This is a genomic window from Edaphobacter sp. HDX4 (assembly GCF_036877565.1).
Classification (GTDB): domain Bacteria; phylum Acidobacteriota; class Terriglobia; order Terriglobales; family Acidobacteriaceae; genus Edaphobacter.
Window position 1 is genome coordinate 97,430 of sequence record NZ_JAEDXW010000007.1, and the last position, 24,489, is coordinate 121,918.

Here is a 24,489-nt window from a genome sequence, read left to right on the forward strand (position 1 = left end):
AATGTAATGCTTTACACTCGCTGCTTTCAGAGCGTATTTTTTAGCATTATGAATCGCCGACATTTTCTTGGCATGGCGCCAGGTGCGCTTCTCGCAGGCAGCATTGCAGCACAGACGCCTGAGGCGAACGATCGGTCGTACATCCAGCCTCGCACCGGCGTTGGGCCGTTTCATCGCACCGGCACGGGCAAGGCCCCCAACATCTTTCTAATCACGGCGGACATGGTGAGCCCCGATCTCTACCACCCTGACCGACCACTGTCGAAGCACGTCAAGATTCCCAACATCCGCTCGCTAATGGCTGACGGCACGTTCTTCTCGAACGCCTTCTGCACGGTGCCTCTGTGCGCACCGTCGCGTGCATCGTATCTCACTGGGCGCTACAGCTACATCCAGGGCAACGGCGAGCGCGCCCCTGAGGGGCTGGAGACGCAGCTGCGTGCCACCGACACCATCTTCCCCGAGTATCTGAAGGCCTCGGGATACCTGACGCGACAATCGGGCAAAGGTCATGTCGGCACGCAGAAGTTTCTCGATGCCTTCGGCGAAAACGATCAGCCGTGGGATCGCTGGTCCCCGCCGGTCTTCGACGACGAGGGATTTCTTGCGTATCAGCGCAGCCTTGGCGTGAAGCCGCAAAAGTACTCGCGAGAGATCGTTTTCCGCATGCAAGACCGCAAGACTCCCGGCAACTCCACCGGTGGCTGGATTGTGCAAGAGGACGGGAAGCCGTTTCCGTTCGAGGCACACTACTCCTGCTATCTGGCTAAACGTTCGGTGGAGACGCTGCGCTCTCTGCTGGAGACGGAAAACACGGGCAAGCACCCCATCTATCACCAGCTCGATATCTTCGATCCGCATCAGCCCTTCTCGATTCCAGCCGGTTATGAGGAGCGCGAGAAGGAACTGCGCAGCAGCATGGCGCTGCCCGTCTCTTACGAAGCGTCGCGCGAGCGCGACTTCAAGAAGGCGGAGAACGAGCCGGAGATACTCGATGTCTATCGCAAGTACTGGGGCATCTACGATCCGCAGACGCTGATCGACTATCGCGTCGCCTACATCCTGCAGATGGAGGTCGTCGACCGCGCCATCGGCATCTTCCTCGATGAGTTGCGCAAGCAGGGGCTGTACGAGGAATCGCTGGTGATCTTTACCAGCGATCACGGCGAGATGAACGGCCGCCGCGCCATGGTGGACAAGGGCGTCTACCTGTACCCAGATGTGCTGCGCGTGCCCTTTGTGGTGAAGCCGCGGGGCGGTTCACAGAAGAAGGTCGTCTCCGACTCGATCTCGCTGCTCGATCTCTCGCAGACCATCCTCGACACGGCTGGCATCCGACCCGAGGCCAAGTTCGACGGCATCTCGCTGCTGCCTGCGCTGGCAGGCAGGCCGGTGACCCGGCATGGTAGCCTGCTGTTCTTCGGCGGCTGGCATGTGGGCGTCAACTTCGCCTGCGGCCTGCAACACCGCACCCCCGACGGCGGACACTTCTTGTACGCCTACAACGCGAGCTCGCCTAACGACGAGATGTACGACATGCACTCCGACGACGCGGTCAACCTAATTGACGACCCAAAGTACGCCCCGGTGCGCGAACAGATGATTCTCGCGCTGGGTGAGGAGCTGCAGCGGGACCCGCGCTGGATCGGCTTCTGGGCAGAGTTCCGCGTGGCCCGATACAATTCTCTTCCCAGGACAAACGGCGATATGCAGCTCTTTACCAAGCCTGCCTGATCCTATAGCCAAGTATGATCTTCGACAGGCAAGACAGCGGACTCTCACGACGGCGAACATTGCGCATCGTGCTGGCGTTTGCCTGCGTGTACCTGTGCTGGGGATCGGCCTTTGTGGCGATCCGTTACTCCGTGCAGACGATCCATCCGGCCTTTGTCGCGGGTATCCGCTACCTCATCGCCGGCGGCATTCTGCTGGCGGTGCTGATGGTGCGCGGATCTTCGCTGAAGATAGGGCGCCGTGACCTGTTGCGGGTGACCGGGCTGGGCCTCCTGATGTTCACCTGCAACACACTGCTGTTGAGCTATGCCGGAAGACAGCTGCCCGCAGGGCTGATGGCACTGATCATCGCCACAATCCCGTTGTTCATGGCGTTACTGGAGGCACTGCTCACCCGAAACAACTCGCCCACCGTCTCAAGGGGAATCGGGATCGTTCTTGGCTTCTCCGGCGTTGCGCTGCTGCTGAGGCAGAGTGTACGGGAGGGCCTGTCGGTACAGAGCACGACGCCTGCAGCCATCTGCTTGATCGTCGCCGCTTTCGCTTGGGCGCTGGGCTCGGTGCTGCTGAGCCGCACGCAGTTCCAAGCTCCCGCGCTGGTGTGCACGGCGTGGCAGATGCTGATCGGTGGCGCGATCGATGTGTTGATCGGCCTTGCGACGGGAGGCTTCCAGGCATCGCATGCGAGCGGGGGGCCGTGGCTGGCGGTCATGTTTCTCGCCATCTTTGGAACACTGGCTGGATACACCGCATACACCTACCTGCTGCGCAACGTGCCCCTTTCGTCGGTGGCGACCTATGCGTACATCAATCCGCTGGTGGCGGTGGTTCTCGGGTGGCTGGTGTTGAATGAGCCGCTCTCGCTAAGCCAGGGAATAGCCGTTGTGGTTGTGCTCGCCTCAGTGGCCCTGGTGGTAAGCACACCGAGGACAACGGCGCAGGACAGTTCAGCCCCCGTCGGCGTCCTGCGAAAGTAGTTTCAAACTGGATGAAGAGCGGCGTAGTCGAGTCTGGTTCCGCATGCCCATGATGCACTGCAAGGTCACACAATGAATGTTGCCGCGTCGACGATATTTTGCCGTTTGTTATTAGGGGATGAAACCCATTCTCAGGGTAAGTAGGGCGGTTCCTTCTCCATCGACAACTAACGTGGCTGCCGCGAAAAGAAAGCGGATGTCAGTTTGCTCCAGGGCAAAGGCCATTGGTTCTGTTCAACTAAACTGTCTCGCGTGCCTGAAATCCTCGCGGTACCGTTCAGTAGTGAAGTCACTTCCCCCGTTTATTAGGTTGATCGAAGAAGCACGAAATCGTGGCGGCGAAGATTGCGTGTAGGCGTCGCAACACCGGAGATCAGAGCTGCAATCAACAAGCCCGAATTGGAAGATACAGAAGGAGTCTTCTTGCGGATTACGAGTACCAAAATGTGTAATGAACGTGTTGCACAAAATGCTCCACACGTCACCATAACTATTTTGATTAGAGATGTTTTTAGAGCGATGGACCTGACCGCAAATGACTAAAAGTCCGCTTGGTTTGAGGATCTTCGAATTACATGTTCTTGGGCGTCATAGACTTAGCCGCTCAATCTAAAGGAACTTAAAAATTCCCTGAACCCAGGAAAAATCGATATTTTAGCGGACAGCTAATAAGCTGCATTATCTGGTACCGGGAGGGGGTCGAACCCCACGAGGGTTGCCCTCGGCGGATTTTGAGGTTTCCTGAGAATACCGTGAGTCTATGATAAATAAGCGTAATCGAGCGTAATTAGTGAACCAGCTAAACCCATTCCTACCTGTAATTTAGCGTAGCTTGGCGAAATTATTGCGAACTGACGTCTGTACCCGAACCTGTACCCGAGATATTGCTCTAGACGAAGCTTCTTCAGAGAAAAGTTCGCCCTCGTCAGCTTAGTGATCGAGAAGCTTTCCTGACGATTGGAGATTCCCAGCAAGGCAGTGTTCCGCGACCCTCTCACAGTCAGACGTGCGGCAATCGTAATGAGCGATACGGGCCTGTTATCGACAAATTGGCTGGGGAAAGGCCCGTGTCCGATAAAATCAATACGGCCAAGTGATTCGCCTTCCGTTGTCGGTGAGTGGGTTGACGATTTATCACTCTCCGAGAACCAGAGCTGCGGCGCGCACGACCGCCGACCGGCATTGGCTCCGGCGCGCATCCGGGTTGGCGCGATCACGACGCGATTTCGAATCTCGGTCGCGCCAAGACGCAGCGGTGTAAGTAAGATTGTCTGTTCATCTAAGCGCCTCCTTGGGTTTGAACCTTAGTCGAATCGAATTCTCTCTCTTTCGCGATCATCGCTGTTATGCGATTGTGATTTTGCCCATGTCGATCTTCACGAGTAAAGGCTCCATGTTGGGTTCGTTCTATAGCGCCCTTTGAATTGCATCGGTCACCGTTACTGAAAGCTGCGGTGGATTTTGAGATAGCGCAGCGGGGATCGCACAGGAGATCCAGCCGAATAAAAGAATTCGGCAGAAACGCAAGCAGAGTCTCCAATGCGAGCTGTGCATTGGCTAAGAGTAACGGAGCGCAGAAGCGAACCTTTGCGGAACCTTTATGCGCGTCGACCTGCAAGGAAGGGTAGAACTACATTCACTTTCTTCGCGGCGCCTTACGGCGGGCCAACTCCTGGTTGAACTCTTCCTTGCTCATCTTCAGCTTCTCAGGATGGGCGTCGATCCACTTGGAAAGCGCATCATACTTCGCCGGAGTCCATCCTCCTTCGAACTCGGCACCATTCTTGCCGGAGGAGTTCAGCTCGAAGTTGTAAGCATCCTCGAGTTTGGTGAACTCGGCATTCACGATTGCTCCCTCTGCAAGGTACGCCGGGATAAAGATGATGCCGTCTGCCTTGGCCAACACCAGGTCTCCGGGAAGCACCGTGGCCCGGCCGATGCGGATGGGCGCGTTAATCGAGGTGAGCGTCATATCCTTCCAAGCAGAAGGATCGCCCTGCCGGTAGAACCCGTTCATATTTGGGATCTCTTTATTCTCTTCCACGTCGCGAATTCCGGCATCGAAGACAAACCCTGTATGCGAGTGTGCGGCGATGCCGCTGCCCAGGTTCGATCCGATCAGCGTACCTTCGACGATCTTTCCGAAACCATCGGCGACATAAACATCGCCGACCTGGAGCTCATTGATCGGCCACATATTGTTGCCGCCGAGACGATTTTCTTTCTTCCCTTCAGCCGTAATGGCGGACACCATGTCGGGTCGCGCGGGCATGTACTGTGCGGTCAGGGCACGGCCAGCCATCGGTTTATCCATGTGCAGCGCCTGCCAATTGCCCTCGTACTGGCAGTTGTAGCCGCGCTCACGCAGGTAGCCCCAGACGTCTTCAATGGTGACGGAGAGTGCGCGCTCAAGCAGACTGTCGGGAATCTTCGGCCGTCCATCCGCGAAGCGCTCGCCCTTCCACTCCGAGGTATAGAAGAGCATCTGGTCCTTCGTCATCTTGACCTGCGCCGTCGCCGAAAGACCTGCCACGATCGCACAACCGTACAGGATTCCAAACAGAATTCGTCTCAAGGGTTCCGCTCCTGGTTATCTTATTCCCGGGAAAGAGCGGGGAAGATGCATGCTCCTCTTCCCTTCTCTCCACGATGTCTCTAGCTGAAGATGTAATCGTCGAACGACTGCTTCTCGTCCCACATAGGGGTAGGCTCGAAGTATCCGGTGCCGGGTTTCAGGTGTTTTTTGCATTCGTCGTCGTTCAGCGTAACTCCCAGGCCGGGACCTTCAGGAACCGTAATGTATCCCTGGTTGACGATCGGCTTCTCGATGCCGTTCACCAGATCCTGCCAGAAGGGAACATCGAGGGAATGATTCTCAAGCGCAAGGAAGTTACGGGTCGCTGCCGCGCAGTGGACATTGGCCATGCAGCTGACAGGCGTCCCCGCAAAGTGCATCGCCATGGGAACACCATGGCGGAAAGCCATGTCGCCGATCTTGTGCGTGCGCAAAATGCCGCCCGACGTGGCGAGATCAGGATGGATCTTGTCTACAGCGTGCATCTGGCAGATCTTCTCAAAGTCGGTGAGCTCATAGATGTCTTCGCCGGTGAGAGTGGGCGTTGTCGTGGAGTCGGTGATCTGCTTCCATAGGTCCGTGTAGTACCAGGGAATCAGATCCTCCATCCACTCCAGGTTGTACTTCTCAAAGGCGCGGCAGAGGCGGATGGCCGAGTTGACGCCGATATGGCCGAGATGATCCATCGAGAGCGGCATGTCGTAGCCGATCGCCCCGCGAACCGCGTCCACATACTCGCTGAGGCGCTCGATTCCCTTGTCAGTGACCTCGATTCCTGTAAAAGGGTGCGGCTGGTTGCGCAGCTCCCAGTTGCTCATACCTGAGGGCTCCATCACCATGCCCGGCTGCCCTTTGAGCATCACGATGCCGAGATCCATCTTCATCCATGTGAGCCCCATCGCCTTCCGTTCCTTCGCGCGCCGGGCATATTCCTTCGGATCATCCGATTCCGTAGTATCGGCGTAGATCCTTACCTTGTCGCGCCACTTCCCTCCCAACATCTGGTAGATGGGAATGTTGTAGACCTTGCCTGCGATATCCCACAGAGCCATCTCAACTGCGGCGACTCCTCCGGCCTGGCGTGAGATTCCGCCGAACTGCGCGATCTTTTCGAACAGGTAATCGACCTGAAGCGGATTCTCCCCCACCAGGCGGCTCTTCAACACCATGGCGTACTGGTAGTTCGCCACGTCGCGAACCTCTCCGAGACCATAGACCCCCTGGTTAGTGTCGATGCGGATGAGGGGACAAGGACTAGGTCCAGGCTTTGTGATGATGGCGTACCGCATGTCTGTGATCTTCAGCTGTGAAGGACTAGAGTGCGGATTGACGTTTTGAATAGCCGGTTCGCCTTCGAGCTTACGGGCGTTCACCCCCGCCATTCCACCTGCCATCACCGCAAGAGATGATTTAAGAAGGCTGCGCCGATTGAATTTGTTTCCCTGCGACATGCGTTGTCTCTCCTCTTGGTCGATTGAGTGGAATGAACGAAGTTATCCCCACCACGCCTCGCCGGGGGCAAGGTGGGCTTTCGCAACATCTGGATTGATCTCGATGCCCAGCCCCGGCTTGTCCTCGATGATGAAGTAGCCATCTTTCCAAAACGCGCCTTCGTGCGTCACGAGCGTAGGCCACCAGTCGATCCACTTCGCCAGTTCGTGGATTCGGAAGTTGCGCATGGCAGCGGCGGCATGTGCAGATGCGATGGTTCCTACGGGGCTTGCCGGGTTGTGAGCCGCGGTCCAGATGTCATAGAGATCGGCGAAATCGGAGATGCGCTTGGACTCCAGCAGGCCACCGGATTTGGGAATGTCGATGTGAACGCCCGCGCAGGCCTGGCTTTCAATCAGTGTGCGGAAGCCATGCAGGCCGTAGAGATTTTCGCCGGTGCAGATCGGCGTTCGGGTCATTCTTGCCAGCCGCGCCATGGCATCCGTGTTTTCCGCCGGCAGGGGATCTTCCAACCACATCGGCTCCACATGCTCGAGCGCATTCAACAGCTTGACCGCGTCTCCCATGCTGTACTTCCAGTGGCATTCAATGGCCATGTCCACATCCGGTCCGATTACGTTGCGAACGCTCTCCATGATGGACACGATGCGGTGGACATCCTTGTTTGTAAGCTGAAGCGTGTAAGGGTCGTGGCCAGGTTCATTGAACTCTGCGTCCGCTGTGGGAGGAACGCTGTCGCCCTGAAACTTGAAAGCGGTAAACCCATACGGATTGCTTCCGATCGCCTCTTGGGCCTGTCGCTTCCAGGACGCGGGATCGGCGGGGTTGCCGCTTGGAACCTGCAGAGTGCGATAGAAACGAACACGGTCGCGAAATCTTCCGCCCAGCAGATTACAGACCGGTGTCTGAAGGATTCGGCCGGCAAGGTCCCAGAGTGCAATCTCCACCCCGCTCGCTGCTGTAATGGTGACGCCTGCAATAGCGCCATAGCCTCCGCTGCGCAGCAGCATCTTCTTGTATAGCCTGTCGACGTTCAGCGGGTCTTCGCCGACCAGCAGAGCCTTGAACTGCTTCTCGATCATGTCGCGAACGCCTGGTCCCCAGTAAGCCTCTCCAATTCCGTAGAGGCCGGAATCGGTCTCGATCTTGATCAGGTTCCAGTCCCAGGTTCCGCGAACGATCATCACTTTGACGTCGGTGATTTTGATCTTCTTTTTGAGTGGCTCCGCAAGAAGATCGAAAGGATGAGCAAACGTCGCGGCGCCGGCAGCGCCCAGCGCCAGTTTTTTCAGGAAGCCTCTGCGGTCACCTAACATGCTTGTCCTTCCTCTACTTACAAAAGCTCTGCAGGCCCACTTCGCTTGCATGGACTGGATTCAGCATGGGATGTTCCCAATGTTGCTGCGGTGAGCACACGTCAGACTCAAAGTTCGGTAGCCCTTATAGTCAAGTGCCGAACTAATGTCAAAAAAAATCAACGATTACTTCTGGCCCGAAAGATTCTCTTTGACAATGGCGTCTCCGCTGTCTATAAGGACGGGCGCACGCAACTTCTAAACCAGCTCGTAGCAGATCAGACCCTGCACGCTACACGTCTGCATTCCTTTTGGAGGCATTGTCAGATGAGATGGAAGAGCTTTGGAACTGCTGTATTCCTCACCGTTCTGCTCCCCGTGGCGCTGACCGCCCAGATGACAACCGGCACCATTCTGGGTACGGTGCGCGATACCACCGGCGCTCTCGTGAAAGACGCTACCGTCACCATCGTCGATACCGGCAAGGGAACCTCAAAGGTAGTAACCACCGATCAGGACGGCAACTACACCGTTCCATTCCTGCTGCCCGGTTCCTACAACGTGTCGGTAACGCACACCGGCTTCAAGACGAGCGTCAGCAATAACGTGGTCGTCGATATCGACCAGAAGGCCCGCGTCGACGTCGACCTCCAGGTTGGCGGAGCGACGGAGACGGTGAACGTCGAGTCGGCAGCGCCGCTCATTCGCCTCGACTCATCAGAACTTGGCGACGTGGTCGGCAAAACCCAGGTGCAGAACCTTCCTCTCAACGGACGTAACTTTGTACAACTCACTTACCTCGTGCCCGGTGTCACGGCAGGGCAGGCAGGAGAAAACCTGAGCGGCTCTTCCTCGTTCAATCCGCGAGCGGCGTCCAACTTCAACACCCTCGGCAGCCAGGCCAACACCAACACCTATCTGGTCGACGGTATCGTCGATAACGAGTACACCTTCAACACCGTCATGGTGCAGCCGTCCGTCCAATCGATCGCGGAGTTCAAAGTACTCACCGGGTCGTACTCGGCTGAATACGGTGGAGGCGCTGGCGTGCTCTCCACTTCGACGCGCTCCGGATCAAACGCTCTGCATGGTGAGGTGTTCCTCTACCTTCGCAACAGCGCTCTCGATGCTCGCAATTACTTCGCCCGTGCGCCGGTCACTCCCAAACCTGCATACCGCCGCGGCCAGTTTGGAGCCGCTGTGGGCGGCGCGATCCTCAAGGACAAACTCTTCTTCTTTGCGGATTACTACGGCCAACGATCCCTGAAAGGCATCACCAACCTGAACAGCGTGCCTACTGCAGAGCAGCGCCGCGGTGACTTCAGCAACTTTCGCAATGCGAGCGGCGCGCTGATTCCTATCTACGATCCGCTTACCACGGTAGCCACTACAGTCAATGGAACCTCAACCTTTACGCGCACTCAGTTCACCGGGTGCGATGGCCTGCATCCTAATGTCATCTGCCCGAATCGTCTGTCGCAGGTAGGCTTGAATGTTGCAAGCATCTACCCGCTTCCGCAGACTCCCGGAACCTTCAACAACTTCACCTCCGTGGCGAATCAGATCATCGATGACAATGGCGGCAATGCGCGTATAGATTACCGGCTAAGCGCAAAGGACTCGCTCTTCGGTCGCTTCAGCTACGAGAGGTTCATCCAGACCTCGCCCAATCCGCTGACAGGAGGCCAGGGCACCTGCTGTCTTCCCACCCCGTCCAGCGCAGCTTCGCGTTTCGACCTCGGCCCCTACGTCGCAGGCATTCAGAACACAGACCTGATCGCGCAAGGACTCTCGCTGAACGAAACCCACGTCTTCACGCCTTCGGTCTTCAACGAATTTCGAACTGGATACGCCCGCACCAATCCCTTCACCTATCAATCGGATTACGGCCACAACGCCAGCACATCGCTGGGGATCCAAGGGCTCAATCTCAGCCCATATACCACCGGGCTACCCAACTTCACGATCGGCAACTCCTGCGGTTCGGAGTTTACCTGCCTGCAGGGCGGGACCGCCTTCCTTCCCGCGAACCCGCGGCAAACCAATATTCAGGTTGAAGACAACGTGTCGGTGACAAAGGGAGGAAACACCATCAAGTTCGGCTTCCGTTATGTGCGGACGCTCGCATCTCCTTTCACCAACACCACAACGCGCGGCGGCTTGACCTTTGGTACTCAATTCACGAACAGTGGGACAGCATCCGCGGGCGGGTCGGGGCTTGCTGCCATTCTCCTTGGCTTCCCCAACGCAGGCAGCAGAAACTTCCTGATCAAGCCGAACTACATCCACAATCAGCAGTTCGCCGGCTTCGTCCAGGACGACTGGAGAGCAACACCCAGGCTGACTCTGAATCTCGGGCTTCGGTATGACGTCTTCACCCCTGACGTGGAGAAGGACAACCGCCTGGCCAACTTCGATTACTCCAGAAACGTGTTTATCTTCGCCGGGCTTAACGGTATAAGCCGCACAGCAGGCGTAAAGACGCGATACAACAACTTCGGCCCGCGCATTGGCTTTGCCTATGACGTCGACGGCAAAGGAACGACAGTCGTTCGCGGAGGATTCGGCATCTCGTACTTCGTCGTTCCTGCGTCAGCTTCGAATGAGCTCGGGCAAAACCCCCCATTCACGGTCTCGCAGACGTTTTCGAGCCCCGCGACCTTCCCCCTGCCCGCGTCCTTTGCGCCTGCCAATCAGTGCTCCGCGACGAACCTGTCGGCTACCTGCCAGCCCGTGCTCAGCAATCCTTTTCCTGCAGGCGCGGTGACGCTTCCCATCTCTACGCTTACCAATACCGCGACACTAAATGCTGCGGCCCCTGCGATCGTGAGCCACTCGCTCGAGAACAAGACCGCAAGCATGCAGACCTACACGCTGAATGTTGAGCGCCAGATGCTTGGCGGCCTCTTCGCCGTCGGATATGCCGGCAGTCATAGTCTGCACCTGAACTATAGCTACAACCCGAATGAGGTCGGCCTTATACAGTCCGGCGGCCCCACGGCGCAGACCGCGCGCCGCCTGATTCAGCCGCTCAACAACATCTCAACCTGGGTGCAGCAGGAACCCATTAACGCGTCGAACTACAACAGCCTGCAGATCAAATACGTAAAGCGCTACAGCCATGGACTCACGGCTCTCATCAGCTATACCTACAGCAAGTCGCTTGATTACGGTGGATCGGCGGCGTCCGGAGGCGGATCCGCCGGAAACCCACAGACCATTACCAATCTCCGCGCAGGCTACGGTGCTTCAGGCTTCGATCAGAAGCATCGCTTCGTAAGCTCCGTCAACTATGAGCTTCCCTTCGGTGGCAGCCGCGCCTACTTCAAGACCGGGCCTATGTCCCATATCCTTGGAGGATTCCAGGTGGACGCCATCACTACCTACGGTTCGGGAGCGCCGTTTACCGTCACCCTCAACTCGGGCGTCAATAGCGGCTCGCCCAGTTGGCCCAATCGGATCGGCCGTCGCGGCAAGCTAGACAAGGGCACACCGCTCCGTTTCTTCGACACAACTCTCTGCCCAGTGGGAGCAACCACACTGGCCAACGGAACCTCGTGCGCCTTCCAGACGCCGCCGGCCAATACTTACGGCAACTCCGCGCGATCGGTGCTCTACGGTCCATCGACAAAAAACTGGGACATCGGCCTGCAGAGGAGGTTCCCCATATATCGCGAGATGACCATAGCGTTCAGGCTGGATGCCTTCAACATCTTCAACACTCCAAACTTTGCCACGCCCAGCGCAGCACTGGGATCATCCACCGCGGGCCAGATTACCGGCACGGTCAACGACAATCGAGACCTGCAGGGATCCTTCACGTTCTATTTCTAAATCGACATACCCGAAATATCTCCTGATCGCGCATCCATCTGGTGACTCCACCCCATTCCGCCTCCGCGCGGAAACCTTTACGGTATAAATCAGCAGTGCGAGAGTTTTGCAGATACAGACTACGTAGAAGCGTGGGCTCGATCTGCATCTGCGCTCCGATCTCCGCACCAGAGAGTTCATCGTTCAATGCTCAAGCTAGTTAAGCCCAGGGACAAATCGATAACCCGCCTTGCTGGGCGAGCAGCTTTTTTCCTCACGTCGGCTTTCTCCATCCAGTGAGTTTCAAGCGCCGTAAACGGGCAGAGTCCAAGCTCGAACCTAAAGTCTCCAGCACACCTCACTTTTCCGATGTTCATAAGCGGTGAACCTACCTCCGACGGGATCTTCATAATAAGTGTGGTAGACAGCGTCAAGGTGGGTGGAATTAGCACCGCAAAATCAGCCTTTGATTTCATCTTCACCGGGAGTCCGGTACCACCTATGGATACATAGACGGTTGGAATGCTCGCGATCTTTATTTCTACATGGGTGAGGGCAAACGTGGCGACATGCAACTCGGAAGGAAAGAAAGCGATAGCTGAGCACGTCCAGACACGTAAGGACCTCTACTGATTCGAGCAGGCTCAGCGGTCCCAGCACGATTCCTTGGTCAGTTCGTCTGTACTGGTCATCCTTTCCAGCCCAGTCCAGACATCGATGGAAAAGATCGCGAAGTTATTCAGACGGAGAAGCGAAGCTATTCGCCGCTATGTCTTGCATCGAGCTCAGGGAATTTGCGAAGGTTGCAGGCGGAAAGCGCCATTTCTAACCCCAACCGGTGAGCCCTATTTAGAGCCGCATCACATCGACCGTCTTGCGGATGACGGATCGGATCACCCACGCTGGTCGCCGCGGTATGCGCCAATTGCCGTCGCCGCGCCCACTACGCAGTCGATGCGAATACCTTCAACTCGACCTTCCGGGCATTTGTTGGAAGCTTGGAGATTGCCTTTGAGCAGGAAATGACGCTTGACCCCGGCCGGCGTCGCTGACCGATTATCCGCCGCGCATTCCGTAATTTGGCGTAATTAGGACGAACGAAGGAGTAGGTGACTGGAAGGGCAAAGAGCCGCGAATCCTGCAAGTACCTCAAAGTAAATACGATGCTCACTGTACCTGTATTTGTACCTGAAATCAGCCGCAGAGCCATGGAATCACACATCGATAAGCCATGTATCTTATTGAAGATAAATAATTTACAGATGTTATAGTTGGTGCCGGGAGGGGGGGTCGAACCCCCATGAGGTTGCCCTCGGCGGATTTTGAGTTTCCGAAGATTGCCGTAGGTTTATGAAAAATAAGCGAAATCGAGGGAAGTCTCGTAAGGCTCCAAATACATGGAGCTAAGCAATTTAGCGAAACTGAGCGTAGAGAAGCCGAACAGGTGTCTGTACCCGAACTGTACCTGAGATTACATCAACATTACGTCGTGAAAACTAACCTTTTTCATAACACTCGTTGATTGTCGCGGCAATTTCGTCTGCTTTGGTATCGAGCGAAAAGTGCCCTGCATCGAGAACGTGGACTCTGCACTTGGAAGGTCTTTGCGGCAGCGTCCCGGCTCGCCGAGGTTGAATGAGAGATCGTGCTTACCCCAGAGGATCAAGAGCCTTTGCTGCGTCTTCTGCAGCAACGCCTTGGATAAGCATCGACGTTCGTGCGGTAGTCATAGAAGAGATCACTTTGAATCTGTGCGTGACCTTGCGTAGTTGCCGCTTAGCTCCTACCGCTTCTTTCGCATCCCGCTTTGCGGACTTTCATGCGCCGTAAAGAAGTCGATATCTTACTTAACTAAACCTTTCCGGACCGCATAAAGAACGATTTCAGCCGTATTATGGACATTTAGTTTCTGCATTAAGTTGGTTCGGTGGCTTTCGACGGTATAGGGACTCACGTCAAGGAGCACTGCCACGTCTTTGTTCGTTTTTCCTTCAGCCAATAGTTGGAGCACTTCTCTTTCTCTAGGCGTGAGAATGTCGAATGTGTCAGTGAGACCTTGTTGCTTGAGCACCCGAACGTAATCCTCAAGCAGCGACTCTCCAATCTCACGGCTGAAAAACGGCTTTCCCTGGGCCACGGTCATGATGGCCAACAGCAGATCTTTCTCGGCCGATTCTTTCAACAAATATCCTCGTACACCCACATGCAGCGCCCTCAGCACGTAACTCTCGTCTGCGTGCATCGTGAGCATGATGATGCTGATCTGACTGTTGTCCTTAAGAATTTGTTCAGCCGCCTCAATTCCATTCAGAATTGGCATTGCAACATCCATGACAACAACCTGTGGAGAGAGCGTCGCCGCCGTAATCACCGCCTCACGCCCATTCGCCGCCTCGCCAATCACCGCTAGCTCAGGATATTGCTCGAGAAGAAGCCTAAGCCCCTTGCGCACTACTCCGTGGTCGTCCGCGATGAGAATCCTGCATTTCATTCTTGCTCTGCTTTCCGATACCGATCCGAGTATCGATTCACTGCAGTGGAGGAGGTCGCAAATAGACTTAACACTCACTCCCCGTTTTGGGGATCGAAAGTCCCTCAGGCTCTCCGAGGTAACAACAAACGGAAGGGGTGTCCAAATACCCATCCCCTCAACTCATCATCATCAGGCCTAAATAGCAGGACCTACTATGAACCACGAAGCCTATCTATAGGGATCGCTTGAGTCAGGTCTCGCAGGCAATTCGATTCTGATCAACGTTCCGCCGCCAGGCTGGGAATCAACGGCCATTCGCCCATTCAGAGCCCGCACTCGCTCCGTCATGCCGAGTAGCCCGAGACCAGGGGTTTGAGTGAGAGCGTCGAAACCTCTGCCGTCGTCATAAACGGAAGCAGACACTTGAGTTTCATCTCGCTTGACGGCTATCGTAACTGTATGGGCGCAGGCATGTTTTCCGCAATTGGTTATAGCCTCTTGAATCGCTCGGTACAAACACAATCGAAACGCTTCCGGCAGTCTGTCGATCCTACCTGCCACGTTCACCGAAACAGGTATACCGTAGCGCCGCGAGAATTCTTTTGCTTGCCAGTGAAGCGCTGGTTCGAGTCCAAGATCGTCCAACATGGAAGGTCGCACTAGTAAAGCAAGGTTCCTCACCGAACGGAGGGATTGTTCCGCCAGTTGTTTTACGCTTTCAAGTCGTTCCCTAAATTCATCGTCCGGGTCGCTGTTCGACAACGTTCCCAATTCCATTCGTAGGCCCGTAAGTAGCTGACCTACTTCGTCATGCAGTTCCCGCGAGATCGTTTTTCTCTCTTCTTCCTGTACTTGTATTAGCTGATTGGATAAGCGACGGAGTTCTTGTTCCGCCTTCTCGGCGCGTCGCCTCTCTGCGTCGGAGGCTTTGTCGAGTTGAGCCATGTATGCCGTATTGAACACGGCAACAGTACACTCCAACAGCAACAACATGAACATCGCAGCGATCGCGAATTTTCGCAGCTTGATCTGCTGCGCTTCGATCTCCCGTTCCTCATGGGCGAGGCTCGCTTGATTGAGAGAATCAATTCGTCCCACGAGATCGAGCACTTTCTCTAGTTGATTCCCCAACTCACGCAAAAGTCCCTGTTCGTCATGCTGCGTGCGTAATGTGCCAAGGCTTTGCTGAATTGAACTCCAGTACCGATACAGCCCTTGCTGCAGAGCAAAGATTTCTGGTTTAAGGCTAGAACCGAGCATCTCAGCCAAGGTCGTGCCATCCTCCGCAGTACGTCTCTGCAAGTCAGCGATTCGTCTCTTCAACTCAACCGCATCGGCATTGCTGGCGGTGCTGAACCCCCTCTGTTCAATGAGTGTGCCTTTGTTGATGCTGACCTGTATGTCTGAGATGGCATCATCCGCTCTGTTGTAGACCTGGCGAGCGGTCCTCGTGCGTTCATGAATCTGAGCAGCCTCGCGTGAGACGAGCCACGCGAATACCGTCAAAAGCAACAGCAGAGCGGTAAAGGATACGGCGACCGCAGGCCAAAGTCGGGCACGCATATCGCAACGGTACTCCTTAACAGCGTAGGCTCACGATCGCCATCGCTGTTTGGGATAGCGCAGAAGCAAGCAGCTACACTGCCACGCTACATCCGACTGCAGGGAGGGTTTTCTCTAGCCACCGTAGTGTGTTTTTCTAGTCGCCCTACCCTGAATGCTCTATAGTCATCCTGACTCAGTGGCATCTAGATTGTCATCAAGTTTGCTGGCCGAAAGCTGTCACCGAGTCTGACTATAATACTGCAATTCCCGCAGCCTAACTCCGTAAAAGCTAAAGACCGTTCGATATTTTCGGAGCAACCCCAGATTAGTCCGTTGGTCACAACGCTGGTTAACGAATCGAGTTTCTCGATGGCACAAGAAGATCAAAATCCGACCTCCGTAGAGGAGCCTGAGAAAAAACCACACAAGCACGCGGAAGCCTCTCCGCCGCCGCCCGATGACGGAGTCTTACTAGCCGCCAAAAAGAAGGAAGCGGAAACTCTCAAAGATCAACTAGACGATAGCACAAAAACTCTAACTACCCTGTCGGCTGAGATCAAGATACTTGAAGCCCGGGTCGCGGAGATTAGGAGCGCCAGCGATGGCTTCAAAGCCGCTAGCGCGCAACTGGAACAGGATTTGGCGTCAAGTAAAAGGGCACTTGAAACAAAGATGTCGATGGCCGAGGCGGGAATTGGCGATCAGAAAGGTATCGTCAACCAGAAGATCGAGTCGTTCAAGAAGGCCATCGGTGACCAAGCCGCAGAGGTGGAAGCGCTTGGAAAGGCCGCCGAACACGCGCAGCAGGCGTATGCAACGGCGGCGAGCACGGTCGCGACGAAGGAGAAAGCATATAACGACCTAAGGAACACGCAGAAAACCACAGACGCGGCCATCAAGAGCGTCAGATCCCTGCTCGACCAAGCGTCCGCTCTCGACGCACAAGGCGATGTTTTCGGGATGTACTTTCTTCTGGAACAAGCATCCGAGGAATTCAAACATATCACTGTCCCGAAACCGGCGGATGTTGAAGCGCAACTCAAGGTGAGTCAGGCGGATGTCGAGGCGTCTAAGCAAACGGCCGCCACCCGGAAACAAGACTCCGATAAGAAAACTCAAGCTCACATTGAGGCACAAAAGGCACTCAACACTGATTCGGCCAATTTCCGATCAAATGTTTTGAAACAGTTGAAAGAAATTAAGCCTAGGGGCAGTGTCGCGTCAACAACTCGCTAACCTCCGCTATGCAGAAAACAGCCGGCCTCAATTCCTAAGGAGAGCAAGCCAATGCCTACACCGCTTACGTATCCGGGTGTCTACGTTGAAGAGATCAAGAGTGGTGTCCGGACAATCACCGGGGTGGCCACTTCGATAGCAGCTTTCGTCGGCGGAGCGGAGCGCGGTCCGGTTAATGATCCCACCACGGTCAACGGCTTCGCGGATTACCAGCGAGCATTCGGTGGCCTGTCTCTGACTTTCAGCATGGGTTTTGCTGTGCAAGATTTCTTCCTCAACGGCGGCGGTCAGGCAATTATCGTGAGGGTCGTCGCTTCCGACGCGAAAGCCGCGACCATTTCGGTACCTACGGGGCAACCTGCGCCTGACGATGTAATGCATTTTGTTGCGACGAGCCCCGGCGTTTTTGGCAACACCCTTCACATGATCGTGGATCCGCCCACCGACCTTCAGAATTCTGCAAGCTTCAACCTTACGGTCTTTGAACAGGATCCTGCAATCTTCAACCTTGCGGTCTCTAAAGGCGACAAACCTGATTTAAAGCTCGCGGGAACCGTCGAGAAATTTCTAGGCTTATCGTTTGATCCGTCCAACCCGAGATTCGCGCCCCGGGTTTTGCAGCAGAGTTCTTCGCTGGTGAGTGTGATCACGGCAACGCCCGGCGCAACGGACTGGGTCTTTCCCGGGCTGCCACCAAAGTTTCCACCAAAGGACGCTCAGGGAAACCCTGTAGGCATCGTGATCTCTTCGGACAATAACGGAACAGCAGGCACCGCTTTGACAAGCCAGGCTTTCATCGGAGAGCCCGCAGCGAAGAAAGGTATCTATGCCCTTGAAAAAGCTGACATCTTCAATCTTCTTTGCATACCGCCTTATACGAAAGATGGCGACATAGAGAGCGATGCCCTCCTACCCGATGCGATTAAATATTGTGAGGATAGGCGTGCTATGTTCCTCGTAGATCCGCCTGTCGCCTGGAGGTCTCCTGCGGACGCAATCAGCCCAGACAAGGGGATAGACAAGCTGGTGCGGAGTCGGAGTGCGAACGCCGCACTGTTTTTCCCAAGGCTCACCGAGCCCAATCCATTGAGGGACAATCAGCCTGACAACTTCGTACCCTGCGGCGCCGTCGCCGGCATTTTTGCCCGCACGGATGCGCAGAGGGGAGTCTGGAAGGCCCCGGCTGGAATGGACGCGACTCTAAACGGCGTGATGGATTTATCGGTCCATCTGACTGACGCAGAGAACGGTCAATTGAATCCGTTAGCCGTGAACTGCTTGCGTACCTTTCCGGTGGTCGGCACAGTTGTCTGGGGCTCCCGAACTACCAGGGGCGCCGATGTTCTTTCGGACGATTACAAGTACGTCCCCGTCCGCCGACTTGCTTTATTTATTGAAGAGAGCCTTTTCCGCGGCACCAAATGGGTTGTGTTCGAACCGAACGACGAACCACTTTGGGCTCAGATCCGACTGAACATCGGTGCGTTCATGCATAATCTCTTCCGCCAGGGTGCCTTTCAGGGAACGACGCCGCGCGATGCCTACTTCGTCAAGTGCGACAAAGAATCGACGACGCAGAACGATATCGATCTGGGCATTGTGAACATTGTGGTCGGCTTCGCGCCATTGAAGCCTGCCGAGTTCGTCGTCATCAAGCTGCAGCAGATAGCCGGCCAGATCGACGTCTAAAAGGAGTAGCGTATGGCGCAATTCACAGTAAACGCGCAGCGGTTCGATCCTTATAAGAACTTCAAGTTTCGCGTCAAGTGGGATGGCAAGTATGTTGCCGGCATCAGCAAGGTTGGCGGTTTGAAACGAACGACGGAAGTGGTAAAACACCGGGAAGGCGGCGATCCCAGCAGCAGCCACAAGTCACCGGGCAGGACCGAATACGAAGCGATCAGTCTTGAGCGCGGAGTGACCCACGACACTGAATTCGAAAAGTGGGCCAATAAAGTCTGGCACTTCACGGCCGGGCTCGGCAGCGAGACCTCCCTAAAGGATTTTCGAAAGGACATCCTTATAGAGGTCTACAACGAAGCCGGACAACTCGCCTTTACGTACAAGGTGTTTCGATGCTGGGTTTCGGAATACCAGGCCCTGTCCGATCTTGACGCCAATGCGAATGCGGTCGCGATTCAACACATCAAGCTCGAAAATGAGGGCTGGGAGCGGGATGTCGAAGTTCCAGAGCCGTCTGAACCGAGTTTCACTGTTCCAGCTGGATAACTCGCCATGTGTCCCTTGTCCACACTCAACGTGTTGTCACTATGGGAGCGGGGCCAGATCCAAGATCCCGTCGACCGACCATTGGAGTTACTTCTGGCCGCGTGCGCTGAAACTGAACCCGCGTCGCTGGACGAACTCAGCATCGGAGAACGAGATACGCGTCTGCTGCGGTTGCGGGAACTGACGTTCGGACCCCGTCTTGCTGGAGTTACTGACTGCCCCAATTGCGATGGTCGTTTGGAACTTGAATTCGATGTGGGACAAATGAACGCCATTCAGCCTTCATCAGCTCCGCGATTCCTGGAACACAGCGGCTACGAGATAGAATTCCGATTACCCAACAGTCATGATCTGCGAGCAGCCAGGGCGGTCTCAGATGCGGCCTACGCCCGCGTGATCCTTTTCGAAAGATGCACGAAGTGCCCACTGCCTCTCGATGAAGCTCCGGCAGAAGTAATTGAAGCTGTTGCCTCGGCAATGTCTCTAGCTGACCCGCAGGGCGATTTGAGAATTGCTCTCGAATGCCCCATCTGCAGATGCTCATGGGAGGAAATATTCGACATTGCATCGTTCCTCTGGCATGAAGTGCGAGCTCTCGCGATGCGCATTGCGTACGAAGTGCACCAACTCGCTTCCGCTTACGGATGGAGCGAGGTCGATATCGTGGCAATGAGCTCGAGGCGCAGACAGATCTATCTGGAGATGCTTGCCGAATGAGTGATTACTTGTTCAACCTCGCGAATCGGGCATTGGGGAGTGCAACTGTCGTGCGTCCACGCATTGCCCCATGGTTCGGAAATCCTGACAACGGTTTCGGACCCGCGGAGCTAACAACTCCTTCGGAATCCCCCGCCGAGCAGTTCCGCGTACCGTATGCCTCGGTGAGAGTGGATGCTACCGAACCGCAGAGGGCTGTGGAGGCGCCACAAGAAGGAGGCTTTTGGTCTCGCTCCAAATTCGCGGCCAAAGGACCGGAGACTGCGGGACAGCGTCGTGCGGGCGAGCCGGAGAAAGCCAGGATTGAGAAAGAACAGAGGGAGGAACAACCCGAAGCGAATTGGCGTCCAGTTAAGGCTGTATCGAAAGCACAGCCGGTTGATTCCCTCGAGAAAGTCTCCGATTCGAATAGGATATCCGGTCCGACTGCAGCGTCCTCATTTTCCTCAGAGCCACACCTTCAGAGCAAGCGAACTTCCCCGATGCAGCCGGCACCTGGGTCTACCGGGCGAACGGACCTGTCTTCCCCAACACAAACATCGCGCCGCCCGCTTTCGCAAAACGAAATGGCCCACACGGAAACAAAGCAGCGAGGATCAAGCCCTGCTTTGCGTACGATTGCATCTGCGCAGCCGCCTGAAAAACGAATACTGCCGGATCTCCAGGCCTTGCAACCCACACAGACAACCTCGCGCGCGGTTTCTGTACAGGCAACCAGAACAAAAGCGAGTAATAGCACTGAGCCATCCCCACGCTCCGGACAGAACGGCCCCGAGCCAGCGATACAAGTGACTATCGGGCGCGTTGAAGTGCGCGCAAACTCGCCCGTCCCCGCGCCACGACAGACACCTCCAGCGCCACCATCCACTAGCCTCGACGACTACCTCAAGAGCCGAGCAAGAGGAGGCACCCTTGAGTAATCCGAGCGCGATCGCCGCCGTTACAGCCACCTTGCGCAATCTGCTGGCAGTCGGCGTTACGCCCGAACTCAACCTGAACGACACAACGGTCACCACTCGGCCGCCAGACCGGGCCCGCGCCACTGGCAACGAAGCCAATCAGCTCAACGTCTTCCTGTACCAAGCACTCCCCAACGCGGCTTGGCGCAACATGGACATGCCAGGACGCGGAAATCCCGGCGAGAAGTCCATGCCCCCACTGGCATTAAATCTTTACTTTATTGTGACCGCTTTCGGACGCGGCGACGACCTCAAGCAACCCTTCAGCCTCGAACTGATTGGCAAGGCAATGAGCATTCTCCACGACCATGCCATCCTGCTCGCGGAGGACATCAGGAATGCACTTCCCAACAACGACCTTCACGCACAGATTGAACACGTGCGCCTCACACTGCAGCCGCTCACGACCGAGGAAATTTATCGACTATGGTCTGGCTTCCAGACGCCCTACCGAACCTCCGTCGCATACGAAGCCTCCGTCGTTCTGATCGACAGCACCGTCGCCGTTAAGGCAGCGCTTCCCATCCTGACCCGCGGTCCCGCGGACACTGGTTTTAATACCCAACCAAGCCTGATTCCGCCGTTTCCCGAGATTACAGATATTACCCTGCCTAATGGCCAACGCACTGCGACCCTCGCCGATACCGTGATCTTTGAGGGCCATAATTTCACTGGCGACGTACAAGTACTCTTCAGGCACGCACGGTTGCCGAAGCCCATCCGTATCGTTCCTCAGGCCGGAGGCAGTGCGAACAAAATCACAGTGATCATTGAGAATGATTCCTCGAAGTGGGTCGCGGGACACTATACCGTTTCAATCGAGAGCACCAACAATAAAGCCACGCCGAAAGAACGTATCCGCCTTTCGAACGAAGTATCCGTTGCACTCTCGCCATCTATAACCACCGAGTTCCCGATTAAGGGTCACGCCGGCAACTTAACGATTAACCTCGCGTGCAGTCCGCAAGTGGCGCCCGAACAGCGATGCGCGATCTTATTAGGTGATCGAGAGATCATTGCTGAACCGCTCACTGACTCAAGCCACAAACTGCGATTTGTAGCTAAAGCAATCGAGGCGGGTAGTCACCTGGTTCGGCTGCGCGTTGACGGGGTGGACAGTCTCATCACGGACAACTCGAAACCGGTGCCGGTATTTAGAAATCATCGAGTAGAGATCAAATGATCGACGTCATGCTCTGGCAGGAATCAAACTCGCTGTATCTTTCGGCTGCCATGGCGTGGCTTCGATCACGACTGGAGAATTTGTCGGCAACGGCTTCCAGTGCCGATGATCCATTCTCATCTAAAGCCATCCATGCTGATCGCGACCTGACAACTTGTGTCGAAAGGGAGCCACCCCCCGCATTGGAACTGGTTACCCGCCTGCTTGGCCTGTCATCGTTCGAACAAAACGTGCTGCTCCTCTGCGCGGGAATGGAACTCGACACGCGAATTGCAGCCCTCTGCGCCAAAGCGCAGGACAATCCTGACCGTTCATACCCTACCTTTGCTCTGGCGCTGAGTCTCTTCGACCACCCCTCGTGGGACATCCTTTCTCCCGAGCGTCCGCTGCGCTACTGGAAGCTCATCGAGTTATTCCCGGTGAGCGGGCAGCCACTCACCGTCAGCTGTCTCCGCGCTGACGACAGGATCGTAAATTTCCTGAAAGGACTGAACTACCTCGATGAACGTCTCTTAGCACTAATGACCTCGCTCGATGTATCCGACGTCGAGATCCCCCCCTCGCAGCGACTTCTGAGAGACGAAGTCGTGGCGGAGCTTGCGCAGGTAACGAGTGGGCGAATACCGGTGGTACAACTCCTCGGGTCAGACACCGACGCCAAGCAAGCCCTGGCAATCGGCGCCGCCCAGGCCCTGGGCAGGCGCGTCTATCGCATCTCTGAGGAAGTGCTGCCAAACCACAACACAGATCTTGATCTTCTGATTCGACTCTGGGAACGTGAGAGCACGCTTCTGCCCTTGGCCCTCTACGTCGATGCTCAGGACTCGGACGGTCCAAACGCAGCCCAGTCTTCGCTGCGCCGGTTCCTTACACGAGTCGATGGAATAATGTTTCTCGCTTGTCGTGACCAGTTGCCAGGATTGGGGCGTGCCAGCCTTTCCATCGACGTTGCCAGAGCCACTCCGGAGGAGCAGCAGATTGCCTGGACACAGGGCCTGAATGGAGACTCTGGAGACAATCCGGCATTGCTGGCAGGGCAGTTCAATTTGAATTTCACAGCCATTCGGCGCATCACCAAAAGCGCCTGCGAAGGCCATACGACTCCCGAAGATTTATCGAATCGTCTGTGGGATGCCTGTCGTGTCAGCGTGAGACCTCGCCTCGATACTCTCGCCCAACGGATCGACGCGAAGGCTACGTGGAACGATATCGTCCTTCCGGCTACTGAGGCGGGACTACTACGCGAGATCGCGGCTCAGGTCGGAAGCCGGGGAAAGGTATATGGCGAATGGGGCTTCGGCAATAGGATGAATCGCGGGCTTGGTATCAGCGCACTATTCGCAGGCGATAGCGGCACTGGCAAAACAATGGCCGCGGAGGTGATCGCCAATGACCTTCGTTTGAATCTCTACCGGATCGATCTTTCCGCGGTAGTCAGCAAGTACATCGGTGAAACAGGAAAGAACTTGCGGCGCCTCTTCGATGCGGCGGACGATGGCGGAGCCATCCTCTTCTTCGACGAAGCCGACGCGTTGTTCGGTAAGCGCAGTGAAGTAAAAGACAGTCACGACCGCTACGCGAATATTGAGATCAACTATCTACTACAGCGCATCGAGGCGTACCGCGGTCTCGCAATCCTAGCTACCAATATGAAGAGCAGTCTTGATACCGCCTTCATGCGCCGCCTGCGATTCATAGTTAATTTTAATTTTCCCGGAGTCAGCGAACGTCGGCGGATGTGGCAACAGGTGTTTCCATCGGAAACCCCGCTCGGCAATTTGGATTACGTCCGGCTTGCCCGCCTGAATCTTACTGGCGGCACCATTCACAATGCCGCCCTGAATGCCGCGTTCCAAGCTGCCGCATGCGGTTCGCACGTCACAATGCAGATGGTTCTGTCGGCCGCTCGCACCGAAATGCTAAAGCTGGATCGCCCAATCAATGAAGGCGATTTCCAAAGTCGCGAAGCCGTGAGAGAGATCGCATGAACATACACCTGCATATCGACCGACTGATTCTGGACGGAGTATCGCTGAGTGTCCGCGAACGCCTGCACCTGCAGGCGGCGGTAGAGATGGAACTGGGACGCCTGCTGGCAGAAGGAGGGATCGCCGGCGGCCTGGAAAACGGCGCCGCGCTAAATGCAGTGCGAGGAGGGACCCTGCAGCTGTCGCACAACCCCAGCGGGAAGGGACTTGGCAAGCAGGTAGCACAGGCCGTGTACGGAGGGATAGGGAGATGAAGGGGGCGAAGGCGGTTCTTCAATGCAAGTGCGCTTGCGGCAAGGAGGCAAAGAACGCC

At 55.9% G+C, this 24,489-nt stretch carries 15 protein-coding genes; 10 read left to right on the top strand and 5 right to left on the bottom strand.

Annotation, left to right across the window (positions count from 1 at the left end; translation table 11 throughout):
- Positions 1–48: 48 nt before the first annotated feature.
- Positions 49–1,734 (top strand): sulfatase-like hydrolase/transferase, encoded by a 1,686-nt coding sequence (locus JAO29_RS09120; protein WP_334267892.1) that lies wholly within the window; start codon positions 49–51, stop codon positions 1,732–1,734.
- A gap of 14 nt (positions 1,735–1,748) precedes the next feature.
- Positions 1,749–2,711: an EamA family transporter gene (locus JAO29_RS09125; protein WP_334267893.1), complete on the top strand. Its 963-nt coding sequence runs from the start codon at positions 1,749–1,751 to the stop codon at positions 2,709–2,711.
- Between the two features lie 1,636 nt (positions 2,712–4,347).
- Here JAO29_RS09125 and JAO29_RS09130 read toward each other — a convergent pair.
- The 3 genes from JAO29_RS09130 to JAO29_RS09140 form a co-directional block, all read right to left on the bottom strand.
- Positions 4,348–5,286, bottom strand: a complete 939-nt coding sequence (locus JAO29_RS09130; protein WP_334267894.1) for an RraA family protein — start codon at positions 5,284–5,286, stop codon at positions 4,348–4,350.
- A gap of 80 nt (positions 5,287–5,366) precedes the next feature.
- The gene (locus tag JAO29_RS09135) at positions 5,367–6,737 is read right to left on the bottom strand and encodes a mandelate racemase/muconate lactonizing enzyme family protein (RefSeq protein WP_334267895.1); all 1,371 of its coding nucleotides are present in this window, start codon (positions 6,735–6,737) and stop codon (positions 5,367–5,369) included.
- 42 nt (positions 6,738–6,779) lie between these two features.
- Positions 6,780–8,054 carry a mandelate racemase/muconate lactonizing enzyme family protein gene (locus JAO29_RS09140; protein WP_334267896.1) on the bottom strand — a complete coding sequence of 425 codons (1,275 nt, stop codon included), beginning with the start codon at positions 8,052–8,054 and terminating at the stop codon, positions 6,780–6,782.
- A 306-nt stretch (positions 8,055–8,360) separates the two neighbouring features.
- On the opposite strand from JAO29_RS09140, the gene JAO29_RS09145 reads away from it, so the two are divergent.
- Positions 8,361–11,867, top strand: coding sequence for a TonB-dependent receptor domain-containing protein (locus JAO29_RS09145; RefSeq protein WP_334267897.1), 3,507 nt, complete (start codon positions 8,361–8,363; stop codon positions 11,865–11,867).
- A 1,822-nt stretch (positions 11,868–13,689) separates the two neighbouring features.
- On the opposite strand, the gene JAO29_RS09150 is transcribed toward JAO29_RS09145, so the two are convergent.
- Both JAO29_RS09150 and JAO29_RS09155 read right to left on the bottom strand, forming a co-directional pair.
- A complete protein-coding gene (locus JAO29_RS09150; protein WP_334267898.1) occupies positions 13,690–14,337 on the bottom strand; it encodes a response regulator transcription factor in 648 nt (215 codons plus the stop codon).
- A 210-nt stretch (positions 14,338–14,547) separates the two neighbouring features.
- Positions 14,548–15,882 carry a sensor histidine kinase gene (locus JAO29_RS09155; protein ID WP_334267899.1) on the bottom strand — a complete coding sequence of 445 codons (1,335 nt, stop codon included), beginning with the start codon at positions 15,880–15,882 and terminating at the stop codon, positions 14,548–14,550.
- 351 nt (positions 15,883–16,233) lie between these two features.
- Between JAO29_RS09155 and JAO29_RS09160 the strand changes: the two genes are divergently transcribed.
- The 7 genes from JAO29_RS09160 to JAO29_RS09190 all read left to right on the top strand — a co-directional run bounded on the left by JAO29_RS09160 (position 16,234) and on the right by JAO29_RS09190 (position 24,430).
- On the top strand, positions 16,234–17,100 hold the full coding sequence (locus tag JAO29_RS09160; protein WP_334267900.1) for a hypothetical protein: 867 nt from the start codon (positions 16,234–16,236) through the stop codon (positions 17,098–17,100).
- A 51-nt stretch (positions 17,101–17,151) separates the two neighbouring features.
- Entirely contained in the window at positions 17,152–18,789 is a 1,638-nt protein-coding gene (locus JAO29_RS09165) for a phage tail sheath subtilisin-like domain-containing protein (protein WP_334267901.1), read from the top strand.
- Positions 18,790–18,801: 12 nt separating this feature from the next.
- A complete protein-coding gene (locus tag JAO29_RS09170; RefSeq protein ID WP_334267902.1) occupies positions 18,802–19,329 on the top strand; it encodes a phage tail protein in 528 nt (175 codons plus the stop codon).
- Positions 19,330–19,344: 15 nt separating this feature from the next.
- Entirely contained in the window at positions 19,345–20,046 is a 702-nt protein-coding gene (locus tag JAO29_RS09175; protein ID WP_334267903.1) for a T4 family baseplate hub assembly chaperone, read from the top strand.
- Between the two features lie 912 nt (positions 20,047–20,958).
- Positions 20,959–22,188, top strand: a complete 1,230-nt coding sequence (locus JAO29_RS09180) for a DUF4255 domain-containing protein (RefSeq protein WP_334267904.1) — start codon at positions 20,959–20,961, stop codon at positions 22,186–22,188.
- Positions 22,185–24,176, top strand: coding sequence for an ATP-binding protein (locus JAO29_RS09185; protein ID WP_334267905.1), 1,992 nt, complete (start codon positions 22,185–22,187; stop codon positions 24,174–24,176). Before JAO29_RS09180 ends, JAO29_RS09185 begins: the two co-directional genes overlap by 4 nt.
- Entirely contained in the window at positions 24,173–24,430 is a 258-nt protein-coding gene (locus tag JAO29_RS09190; protein ID WP_334267906.1) for a hypothetical protein, read from the top strand. The genes JAO29_RS09185 and JAO29_RS09190 overlap by 4 nt, the downstream gene beginning before the upstream one ends.
- Positions 24,431–24,489 lie beyond the last annotated feature (59 nt).